This is a genomic window from Phocaeicola fibrisolvens, assembly GCF_025567125.1.
In the GTDB taxonomy this organism is placed as follows: domain Bacteria; phylum Bacteroidota; class Bacteroidia; order Bacteroidales; family Bacteroidaceae; genus Phocaeicola; species Phocaeicola fibrisolvens.
The window spans coordinates 1-11,183 of sequence record NZ_JAOQJI010000074.1 but is presented as its reverse complement, the minus strand read 5'-3'; the positions used below and the strand labels follow the sequence as shown (position 1 = coordinate 11,183).

Below are 11,183 nucleotides of genomic sequence, written 5' to 3'. Positions count from 1 at the left end.
CCAAAAGGCATGGACATAGGAAAAACATAAATCATACTCTATGAAAAATGGCAAAACGATGATTATATAACGAAAAGAGGATGCATCATTTTGACACATCCTCCTATTCTGCGGTGCGTACGGGACTCGAACCCGTGACCCCATGCGTGACAGGCATGTATTCTAACCAACTGAACTAACGCACCATTAAGTTTTTCTTTCGTTGCTTTCTCTCTCGATTGCGGTTGCAAAGGTAGTGCATTTTTTGAAACCCACAAACATTTCGAGCATTTTTTTTCATCTTTTTTCGGTGAAAAATCACAAACAGCTGATTATCAACCATATTTTAAGATGCTTTTTTTATAATAAAAATTGAAGTAATCAGTTACATCCACTCGTCTTTATCCATACACTCCCGAAAAATTTAAAAATGCTCTTACATAGAGGAAACAAATCCCTTGTGATTTTTATGTTTTTCTAATGGAAAACTTAGATTTTCCTGGGCGGAAACCTACAGTTCTCTTACCGGAAACATAAGGTTCAGGGCAGGAAAACATAAAAAGTAACTATAAATTTTCAACTTATTGACCTTGTGATAGAGCATTTATTCTTCACTCTATACAAAGAAAGAAACGTACGGACATAAAAAAAGGAGTTCCGCTGAACTCCAACCTTTGTTAACCTTAAATCTAATACTATGAAAAACACAGTGCAAAGGTAAGGACTTTCTGGATATCTACAAATTATTCTTTTTAAAATCTATGCTATATAACATGTTTTAAGAAGACCCGTCTCGCTATTAAAAGCCCTTAACAAAAAAGTTGAGACTGTGTATCACAGTCCCAACTTTGCAGATATTTCAAGCATCTTCTGGATAGGCTTTATGGCTTCTTTTGCCACTGCTTCATCCACCTTCACTTCCGGCCATTCATATTTCAGCGTATTATATAGTTTTTCCAGTGTGTTCAAACGCATGAAGTTGCATTCGTTGCAAGCGCAGGTACTGTCTTCCGGCGGAGCTGGAATAAAGTGCTTGTCCGGACATTTCTTGCGCATTTCATACAAAATACCGCTTTCTGTAGCCACAATGAAGTTCTTCTTGTCACTGGCCATGGCATATTTCAGCAATCCTGCCGTCGAGCCGATTTTGTCGGCCAGTTTCGCTACGGCTCCCTTACATTCCGGATGAACCAGGATTTCTGCGTCCGGATACTGTTTCTTCACCTCCAGAATCTTCTCTACAGAGAATTTCTCGTGCACATGGCAGGCACCGTCCCAAAGCAACATCTGACGCCCGGTAATGGAATTGATGTAATTTCCCAAGTTTTTGTCGGGACCGAAAATCAGCTTTTCATCTTTCGGAAAGCTTTCCACAATCTGGCGGGCGTTGGTAGAAGTCACTACCACATCCGTCACCGCTTTGACTGCCGCACTGGTATTGACATACGAAATGACTTTGTATCCCGGATGTGCCTTCACAAATTCGGCAAACTTGTCGGCCGGACAACTGTCGGCCAGTGAGCAACCGGCATTTAAATCGGGAATCAGCACTTTCTTGTCCGGACAAAGGATTTTTGCAGTTTCACCCATGAAGTGAACTCCACACATCACAATGATTTTCGCATCTATTTTGGCAGCCCATTGCGCCAGTGCCAGACTATCGCCGATAAAGTCGGCAATCTCCTGTATTTCGTCCGCCTGGTAGAAGTGTCCTAAAATGACCGCTTCTTTTTCACGACATAACTTTTTAATCTCAGCCTTCAGGTCAAGATTCTTTTCCACGGGTTCATCCACATAACCCTTTTTCAACCATTCTTCTTTATTCATTATTAGATTTATATTTTTTCTTCTTTTAAAAAGAAAATATGATACTGATAATATCCCGTTAATAATGTTAGTAAAAATAACACCCTTTTTTTTGTTTTTTCGTTATCATCTTGAAGAGGAAGGATATCAATAATTCATAAACATGCTTACTTATTGATATCTTAGCTTTTACTAATCCTATTAACAAATTGTTGATACGTTGCAAAGTTAAAAACTTTTCGGTTATTCATTTCTGAAAATTCAATAAGAATGTGTTTAAACTGTCAGTGATAATTATTTCTAAGTTTTTTGGATTGTTGGTTTTAAGTCTGCTATAATTGATTTGTGGAATCTTGCAAGAAATAATTTTCATTTTCTATGCCCTCGTTTTTTACACGTTTTCCACTGTTTTCAACAGGGTTATGAATATAGTTTTTATCTTTGCAGCCGAACGTATTTCAAATGTAGGAATTATGTCTGAATTAAGAAAATTGAAGGTGACCGAGATGAACCGTCTGACGGTGGAGGAGTTTAAAGAAGCAGATAAGCTGCCGTTGGTGGTTGTATTGGATGAAGTGCGTAGTTTGCACAATATTGGAGCGGTATTCCGTACATCGGATGCTTTTTTGGTGAATTGCATTTATCTCTGTGGCATTACGGCAACTCCTCCTCATCCGGAAATGCATAAAACGGCGCTGGGAGCAGAATATACGGTAGACTGGAAATATTTTAAGAAAACGCAAGATGCTGTAAATGAACTTCATGAGAAGGGATATACCGTATTGGCCATTGAACAGTGTGCAGGTAGTACGTTACTTGATGAACTGGTATTGGAAAAAGGAAAGAAATATGCCATTGTGTTGGGAAATGAAGTAAAAGGGGTGCAGCAAGAGGTTGTAGACATGTCCGATGGTTGCATCGAAATACCTCAGTATGGCACCAAACATTCATTGAATGTATCTGTGACAGCAGGAATTATGATATGGGAATTTGCTCATAAGTTGTTCAAATTACGTTGAACACCGCTTGTGAATATCTTATTGATAACTTGTTAATTTATTGATTTATACTGTTATAGCTGTCCGTTTTCGACCAGTGTAACTACTCTTTCTACCATCTTGTCGTCATCTTCAGGATGGTATTCTTTTTTCAGGCTGGCTCCGAACAGGGCAGCGAATGCCTGATAAAATCCGGCCTTGAAAGGTCCCATGAAAGCTTTGACCAGTTGATAGGACGATTGGTTGCATTCACGGTTGACCAATTTGATCAGCAGTTTACCTTGTGAAAATGTCAGTTTCTTCATGCGGGCGGTGTACTGCTGTTTCAACCCTTTTTCCACCAGTTTCATGTGTTGCTCTCTGGCTTTCTGATTGGGCAGCGTTTCCATGTATTCATACGTTTCAATTACCGCTCTTTTGATTTCCTTGGCAAGAGGAAGGGTCTTTTTCACATCTCTGACCAGTTTATAGTAATATCTTTCCTGTCTTTTGTTTTTAAAGTGCAATTTGGGGTAGACGTATATGTTTCTCAACGTTATACAAGGTATAGTGTCTCCTTTATAAATGCATACAGGAACCTTGTGACCTTGAATGGAAGTCGGTGATAATTGTTGAGCATAAGTATGCAAGGAAGTACTCAGCCACAAAATAATGAATATGTAGAAACATTTTTTCATACGCGCAAAAATAGAAATAATATTCAGATTATGTGGCATAATTAACGTATTTATGAGATGTGTATAAACAAGTGAATAATATGTGGAAAAAGTATGTTTCCTTTTGTGTATCAGTTCTTTTCTATTGTGGAAATCTCTTCGCTCAGTCCGCTTGGATGGAATGGGAAGAACAGGTAGGAGAAGAAGAGAATGTAGCGTCGTGGAGAGAGCAATACGAAGAGTTGAGCGAATTGGCGGAACATCCGCTGAACATCAATACTGTGACAAAAGAAGAACTGGAACAATTGCCTTTCTTGTCCGACCGGCTAATTGAACACATCCTTTATTATGTCTATAAGTATGGACCTTTAACCAGCATGAATGAATTGTGGGGAGTAGAGGGTATGGACAGACAAACTCAGGCTTTTTTGAGAGAATTCATGTATGTGGGGCCAGTAAAAAAAGAAGCTTTTTCCTGGCGTAATGTGTGGAAATACAACAAACAGGAAATCTGGATGCGCACAGACGTACCGTTTAATGAGAAGGCGGGGTATGCAGATATACCTGTAGGAGAAGAAGAGAAGTTTGCTTCCAAACGATATTATGGAGATCCGTTTTATTTGAATATCAGATACAGATTTCAGTTTCGGGATAAAATATATGCAAGCTTCGTAGCTGAAAAAGATGCTGGAGAGGCTTTCTTCCGACTCTATAATCGAAAAGGATTTGATTTCTACAGTGCTTCTGTACAACTGAAAGATTTTGGCCGCTTGCATACGTTGGTAGTGGGAAATTATAAAGCCAGTTTCGGTTACGGGTTGGTGATGAACATGGGATTCGGAATAGGAAAGTATACTTCTTTTGCTGCGTTGAACCGTGCCGGAAGAGGATTGAGTAAGTATACCTCCATGAACGAAGCAAATTATTTGCAGGGAGCGGGAGTCTCCATGAAATGGCGTAAACGTTGGATATGGACGGGTTTTTTCTCTTTCCGCAATCAGGATGCTACAGTGGATAATGAGTGTATAAGTACGTTGAAAACGGATGGCTACCATCGTCTGAAGAAGGATTTGGAGAAAAAAAATACTGCTTTTAATACATTGGTAGGTAGTAATTTAAGTTATGATGGCAAATACTTTGAAGGGGGATTCACAGTTGTTTATAATGTTTTCAACAAGATGTTGAATCCGGTTGAAAGATTATATAATCGTTATTATCCCCGTGGAAAATATTTTTATAATGTGGGGGTGAATTATAAATGGTATAAGGGGAAGTTTATTTTTTCCGGAGAAACGGCTGTCGACAAGCAAGGGAAGGTGGCTACATTGAATCAGTTGACTTATTCACCGGCTGTGAATACATCATTGATAGTTATCAACAGATATTATGATAAAAAATATCAGAGTTTATACGCGTATGGATTTGGAGAGAATTCAAAAATGCAAAATGAAGCTGGTATTTTTATTGGATTGGAAACTAGCTTTTTGCGAAATATGAAATTGTTATGTTATGGAGATTTCTTTTACTTTCCATGGTATCGTTATTTAGTAGACAAGCAAAATACAACAGGAGGGGAAGGAGTGTTTCAGATTTCTTATTCACCGTCTAATTCACTAGAGATGTTAATAAAATATGGTTATAAGAATAAGGCTAAAAACTACAAGGAATCGGATGATATGAAATATGTATTGCCTAATGTCAGGCAACGTTTGCATTATCAAGTGACTTATTCACCGGTGAAGTGTATGCGGTGGAAAACAATGGTGGAATATGTGCGTTCGGAAGTTTTGCAAAGAAAAACATCCAATGGGTTGGCTTGTGGAAGTAGTTTGAAGGTGGAAATTCCTCGTCTTTCGATACGGACCTTTTTGAGTGGTGTATGGTTTCATACAGAAGATTATGCTTCTCGGATATATGCGTATGAACAGGGATTGTTGTATGCGTTTTCCATGATGTCCTTGTATGGAAAAGGAGAGAGAGTGGCATGGGGAGTAGATTACGATTGGAAAAAACATTTGTTTTTTCAGATGAAATGGGGCTGGACACACTATAGGGATTGGAATCTTATCGGATCGGGAGCAGAAGAGATTCAAGGAAATAATAAATGTGATTTACAGTTTCAGGTGCGGTTTAAGTGGTGATTTTCTGAAGTAAGGACATAAAAAAAGGAGTACCGCTGTACTCCAACCTTTGTTAACCTTAAATCTAATACTATGAAAAACACAGTACAAAGGTACGGATTTCTGGAAATAATGCAACTTCTTGGATGAAAATAATGGGTTTTATAACATGATTTAAAGAAAACTCCCATCCTGTTAAATCCTATTTTGATTTTAACAGAACGGGAGTTTTTATTTTAACGTTTTATTTTGCGTTGATTTCAGCTATTTCCTTGGTGGCTACTTCTAGTGCTTCATTGATGTTGCTACAGATGTTTTCTTTTCCAAGCAGTTCATAGAACCCGGATTTCTCCAACACTTGGTGTACTTTCTCGTTGACACCCGACAGGATGATGTGAATATTTTCTTTCTGTGACATCTCACATAGGGTCGTGAGGTTATGGATACCTGTAGAATCAATGAAAGGAACTTTTCGCATACGGATGATGCGGATTTTCGGACGGTCGCCCAACCGGGACATGATTTCTTCAAACTTGGTGGCGATACCGAAGAAATACGGGCCGTTGATTTCATATACTTCCACGCCTTGCGGGATGACCAGATGTTCTTCGTGTACTTCCAGGTCGGATTCGTTGTTGGGGTCTATTTCGTCTGTGATGACAGAAATCTTGGTTGTTTCCATGACACGCTTCATGAACAGTACACAGGCAATCACCAGACCGACTTCAATGGCTACTGTCAAATCGAAGATAACCGTCAGGAAGAAGGTGATGAGCAATACCACTACATCCGATTTTGGATTTTTCAACAGTCCTTTGAACACCCTCCATCCACTCATGTTATAAGAGACAATGACCAGTACGCCGGCCAGGCAAGCCATCGGAATGTATTGTGCCAGGGGCATCAGGAAAAGGAGGATGAGCAGCAATACTACGGCATGCACGATACCGGCAACGGGTGACTTACCTCCGTTGTTGATATTGGTCATCGTACGGGCAATGGCACCAGTGGCAGGAATACCTCCGAAGATAGGGGATACAAAGTTGGCGATACCTTGGGCGATAAGTTCCGTGTTGGAATCATGACGGTCACCGATGACACCGTCGGCCACTGCAGCCGAAAGCAGCGATTCAATGGCTCCCAGTACAGCAATGGTGATGGCTACAGGGAACAAGTTCTTGATGGCTTCCCAATCAAGTGCCGGAACGGCTGCTTCCGGAAGTTGTGACTTAATGCTGAAACGGTCGCCGATGGTATCGATGCAGGTGATTCCTCCATACATTTTCAGGTAGTAGACGCCTACAGTTACCAGGATGATAGCTACCAGTGATCCTGGAATCTTTTTGGAGAATTTAGGCGTGATGGCAATGATGAACACGCTGACCACACTCACTATGACATTCCACCAATTTACCGTATCGAAGTGGTGGAAATAAAGAATCCATTTTCCAATGAAATCTCCCGGCACTTTTTCACCTTGGAAATCGAGTCCGAAAATATCGGCAATCTGCGTGGTGAAAATTGTGACGGCAATACCGCTGGTAAAGCCGATAATGATGGGGTAGGGAATAAATTTGATGACGGTTCCCAGTTTAAATACTCCTAATAATATAAGGAGAATACCGGCCATCATGGTGGCTACCATTAGTCCTTCAATTCCATACTGCTGGATAATGCCATAAATGATGACAATAAAAGCACCGGTTGGTCCGCCAATCTGTACTTTGCTTCCTCCTAGAAATGAGATGATAAAACCGGCTACAATGGCTGTGATGATTCCTTTTTCCGGACTCACTCCGGAAGCGATACCAAAAGCAATGGCTAATGGCAGGGCAACAATTCCCACGATGACACCTGCCATCAGGTCGGTCATCAGGTCGGTCTTGGTATAGGTTTTCATCATGGTGAAAAGTTTGGGTCTGAATTCTAATCCTTTCATCTATCTTAAAAATGTTACTAATTTAAAAAGAAGCACAAAAGTATATATTTTCTTATATTTGAGCGACCTTTGCGTTAATTATCTTTGAAAAAGATACTGTAAATGGGAAAAGAACTGGGTTTGATTCAAGAATATACTATATTATATGAAATTTTGTTGGGTTGGTATTATTATGCTTGATTGGGGAAACTATTTTTTTGTGTGAATTGTTTTAATATGTAGATAACCTTGTTATAAAAGATGAAGTGTTAATAAAATAGAAAAATAAAATTGTAATGATTGCAAATTTGAATAAATCTATTATATTTGTAGTGTAAACTTGAAAACGTAATTTATTCATCAACTTAATAACTAATAGATATGGGAAAAAGCATTAAAGGAACAAGAACCGAGAAAAATTTGGCAATCTCTTTTGCAGGTGAGTCACAAGCTAGAATGCGCTATACTTATTTTGCGAGTGCAGCCAAGAAAGAAGGTTTTGAACAGATTTCAGCTATTTTCTTGGAAACTGCTGAACAGGAAAAAGAACATGCCAAGAGAATGTTCAAGTGGTTGGAAGGTGGAATGGTGGAAATCACAGCTAGCTATCCTGCCGGAGTTATCGGTTCTACATTGGAAAACCTGAAGGCTGCAGCTGCAGGCGAGAATGAAGAATGGAGTCTGGATTATCCGAAATTTGCCGATATCGCCGACGAAGAAGGTTTCCCGGCCATCGCGAAAATGTATCGTGAGATTGCCGTAGCCGAAAAAGGACACGAAGAAAGATACCTGGCTTTCGTGAAGAATATTGAAGACGAAAAGGTTTTCAAGAAAGATGTAGAAGTAGTATGGCAGTGCCGCAACTGTGGCTATATTTATGTAGGAAAAGAAGCTCCCGAGGTATGTCCGGCTTGCTTGCATCCACAGGCTTACTTTGAAGTGAAGAAAAATAATTACTAATCCATTTTGATTGCATAAATGACGGAAGAGGACTGTGGCTGTTTCAGTTACAGTCCTTTTTTTATTGGGTACGACAAAATAAAATACCTATTTCAAGGTATTGCGTCGTACGTAGGAAGTTCTCATTTTTGTATATCAAATTTTAAATGCAATAAATATGAAAATAAAGTCGGTTATAGGTCGTGAAATACTCGATTCACGAGGAAATCCTACCGTAGAGGTAGAAGTGAAACTGGAGTCTGGTGTGATAGGACGTGCTTCTGTACCGTCGGGAGCTTCTACGGGTGAACATGAAGCATTGGAGTTGCGTGACAAGGACGCACATCGTTACGGAGGAAAGGGAGTCTTGAAGGCTGTCGAGAATGTAAATAAAGTGATTGCGCCGGCATTAATTGGTTGGTCTGTATTGGATCAGCGGGGTATTGATAAGAAAATGCTGGAACTGGATGGCACGCCAACCAAATCTAAATTGGGAGCCAATGCCATTTTGGGTGTATCGCTGGCTGTGGCAAAAGCTGCCGCTGCTTATTTGCAGATACCTTTGTACCGGTATATCGGGGGAGTCAATACGTTTGTGATGCCGGTTCCGATGATGAATATCATCAACGGTGGTTCACACAGCGATGCGCCTATTGCTTTCCAGGAGTTTATGATTCGTCCGGTAGGGGCGCCTTCCTTCCGGGAAGGCTTGCGCATGGGAGCGGAAGTATTTCATGCCTTGAAAAAAGTGTTGCACGATCGCGGGCTGAGTACGGCCGTGGGAGATGAAGGTGGATTTGCTCCGGCATTGAAAGGTACGGAAGATGCATTGGAGTCTATTTTGGCAGCCATCCGGCAAGCTGGATATGTGCCAGGAAAAGATGTGATGATTGGAATGGACTGTGCTTCTTCCGAGTTTTATAAGGATGGAGTGTATGATTACACTGTTTTTGAAGGTGAAAACGGAAAAAAACGTACTTCGGACGAACAGATTGCTTATCTGGAAGAATTAATCAATAAATATCCGATTGATTCCATTGAAGATGGAATGAGTGAAAATGATTGGGAAGGATGGAAAAAACTGACGGAGCGGATTGGAAGCCGTTGCCAGTTGGTAGGAGACGATTTGTTTGTGACGAATGTGGAATTTCTGTCGAAGGGAATTGCTATGGGATGTGCCAATTCTATTTTGATTAAGGTAAATCAGATTGGTTCGCTGAGTGAAACACTGGATGCCATCGAGATGGCTCACCGTCATGGGTACACCACAGTGACGTCTCACCGTTCGGGAGAAACAGAAGATGCGACGATTGCGGATATAGCGGTAGCTACGAACAGTGGCCAGATTAAAACAGGCTCATTGAGTCGTTCCGACCGTATGGCAAAATATAATCAATTACTTCGTATTGAAGAGGAATTGGGTGATTTGGCTGTGTACGGCTATAAGCGCATCAAGTAATTCAAAGATTCATTTAGCCATGAAAAGGAATACAGGGCTGCCGCAGGCGGTTCTGTATTTTTTTGTTTCATACTTTTGTTAATGGATTTTATCGGGCAATGTCAGATGGTTAATATGTGTTGTAAAACATGATTTTTCAGCTGTTTCTTTTGCGGTTTCAACCGGAATGTTTACTTTTGCACTGTGTTTTTCATAGTATTAGATTTAAGGTTAACAAAGGTTGGAGTTCAGCGGAACTCCTTTTTTTATGTCCTTACGTGAGGTCTTCTGTTTTCAATCCGCTTTTATCTTCCTGGTTTTCTGTAAGTTTCCCCTCAGACTGTTTACCTTGTTTTTCCGTATGCGGCTTTTCTGTTCTTTTCCTGTAAACGGTCCGTTTGTTTTTCCTGTGTTTCGTATTCTGAAAATGTCGGCAGGATAACCTCTCTTTTCCTTTATGTTTTCTATGTTTCCGGTGTGTAAACCGTAGGTTTTCCTGCCTGGAACCGTAGGTTTCTGCCGGGTAGAACGTACGTTTCCCGGCAAGGAAACATAAAAAATGCGGGCCGTCCTGTGCAAAAATGTCCCTGCGATGCGGGATTTCCGTGACGTCATTTGCCCTGCTGCATGGAAAAATCCCGGTTCTGTTTGTGGACATGTAGCTCCGTTTCCAGTTTTTCCGGAATTTTTTTCGGATTTTTTGCCTTTCGGGGGAGGAATTTTGGCCGGGATTTCCCAGCTGGGTGAAAAAAATGGTCGCCGGGTTCATTTTTTTTCGTCTTCCGGCTGGCGCAGAACTGGCCGTTTTCGGGAAATTCTTGTCCTCCGGTTGGCAAAAAACGGCGATTCCTGGAAAATTTTTGTTCTTTGGATGACATAAAACTGACCGTTCCAGGGGAACAGATCCGGAAAATCCGGGATTTTTTCGTGGGGGGGAGGAACGGACTTTTTCAGGCTTTTCTTTCCGTTCCTTGAAAAAAATGTCCTTGATTGCGGATAAGCTTTACCGTGTTTCGGTTGTTTCTTCTCGTCGGGAACGGTTCATCAACCTGTTTTTTTCTGTGCGCAGCCGCAATTCCTTTATGTGTGCATGCTTCTTCCTGTTTGTCTGCACATGCACGCATGTGCGCGTACACACGCCCGCGCGCCCGCGCGAAATACATAATGTAGGGCTGTTTCCTTCCGTTTTTGAAAGCATCAAAAAACGCTCACATGCAACCGTCTTGTTTACAGTGATTTACAAAAATTCTTCAAAATTTCCGCAAAAAAGTATTGCGTAAAAGTTGCAGAACCGGAAAAAGTGCGTACCTTTGCAACCGCTTTCGAGAG

Annotated in this window: 8 protein-coding genes and 1 tRNA gene; 4 read left to right on the top strand and 5 right to left on the bottom strand. The window is 40.8% G+C overall.

The window, feature by feature from the left end; all coding sequences use genetic code 11:
* Positions 1-111: 111 nt before the first annotated feature.
* A tRNA-Asp gene (locus OCV81_RS16960) sits at positions 112-185 on the bottom strand.
* 628 nt (positions 186-813) lie between these two features.
* Entirely contained in the window at positions 814-1,806 is a 993-nt protein-coding gene (nadA, locus tag OCV81_RS16955) for a quinolinate synthase NadA (protein WP_148331032.1), read from the bottom strand.
* A gap of 452 nt (positions 1,807-2,258) precedes the next feature.
* Between nadA and OCV81_RS16950 the strand changes: the two genes are divergently transcribed.
* A complete protein-coding gene (locus tag OCV81_RS16950) occupies positions 2,259-2,804 on the top strand; it encodes an RNA methyltransferase (RefSeq protein WP_148331031.1) in 546 nt (181 codons plus the stop codon).
* Between the two features lie 53 nt (positions 2,805-2,857).
* Here the strand turns inward: OCV81_RS16950 and OCV81_RS16945 are convergent, their stop codons facing one another.
* A complete protein-coding gene (locus OCV81_RS16945; protein ID WP_148331030.1) occupies positions 2,858-3,460 on the bottom strand; it encodes a DUF4294 domain-containing protein in 603 nt (200 codons plus the stop codon).
* A gap of 80 nt (positions 3,461-3,540) precedes the next feature.
* Between OCV81_RS16945 and OCV81_RS16940 the strand changes: the two genes are divergently transcribed.
* Positions 3,541-5,580, top strand: a complete 2,040-nt coding sequence (locus tag OCV81_RS16940; RefSeq protein WP_262640509.1) for a helix-hairpin-helix domain-containing protein — start codon at positions 3,541-3,543, stop codon at positions 5,578-5,580.
* Between the two features lie 223 nt (positions 5,581-5,803).
* Here OCV81_RS16940 and OCV81_RS16935 read toward each other — a convergent pair whose 3' ends face one another.
* Positions 5,804-7,498, bottom strand: a complete 1,695-nt coding sequence (locus OCV81_RS16935; protein WP_148331029.1) for a SulP family inorganic anion transporter — start codon at positions 7,496-7,498, stop codon at positions 5,804-5,806.
* 360 nt (positions 7,499-7,858) lie between these two features.
* Between OCV81_RS16935 and rbr the strand changes: the two genes are divergently transcribed.
* Both rbr and eno read left to right on the top strand, forming a co-directional pair.
* Positions 7,859-8,437: a rubrerythrin gene (rbr, locus tag OCV81_RS16930; protein ID WP_022353035.1), complete on the top strand. Its 579-nt coding sequence runs from the start codon at positions 7,859-7,861 to the stop codon at positions 8,435-8,437.
* A 157-nt stretch (positions 8,438-8,594) separates the two neighbouring features.
* The gene (gene eno / locus OCV81_RS16925; protein WP_148331028.1) at positions 8,595-9,875 is read left to right on the top strand and encodes a phosphopyruvate hydratase; all 1,281 of its coding nucleotides are present in this window, start codon (positions 8,595-8,597) and stop codon (positions 9,873-9,875) included.
* A 590-nt stretch (positions 9,876-10,465) separates the two neighbouring features.
* Here eno and OCV81_RS16920 read toward each other — a convergent pair.
* Complete coding sequence (locus OCV81_RS16920) at positions 10,466-10,732, bottom strand: hypothetical protein (RefSeq protein WP_148331027.1); 267 nt, start codon at positions 10,730-10,732, stop codon at positions 10,466-10,468.
* Between the last annotated feature and the right edge of the window lie 451 nt (positions 10,733-11,183).

Coding starts and splice junctions, on each gene's coding strand:
- OCV81_RS16935 (WP_148331029.1), bottom strand. CDS start 7,498: ATGAAAGGATTAGAATTCAGACCCAAACTTTTCACCATGATGAAAACC.
- OCV81_RS16945 (WP_148331030.1), bottom strand. CDS start 3,460: ATGAAAAAATGTTTCTACATATTCATTATTTTGTGGCTGAGTACTTCC.
- eno (WP_148331028.1), top strand. CDS start 8,595: ATGAAAATAAAGTCGGTTATAGGTCGTGAAATACTCGATTCACGAGGA.
- OCV81_RS16950 (WP_148331031.1), top strand. CDS start 2,259: ATGTCTGAATTAAGAAAATTGAAGGTGACCGAGATGAACCGTCTGACG.
- nadA (WP_148331032.1), bottom strand. CDS start 1,806: ATGAATAAAGAAGAATGGTTGAAAAAGGGTTATGTGGATGAACCCGTG.
- rbr (WP_022353035.1), top strand. CDS start 7,859: ATGGGAAAAAGCATTAAAGGAACAAGAACCGAGAAAAATTTGGCAATC.
- OCV81_RS16920 (WP_148331027.1), bottom strand. CDS start 10,732: ATGTCATCCAAAGAACAAAAATTTTCCAGGAATCGCCGTTTTTTGCCA.
- OCV81_RS16940 (WP_262640509.1), top strand. CDS start 3,541: ATGTGGAAAAAGTATGTTTCCTTTTGTGTATCAGTTCTTTTCTATTGT.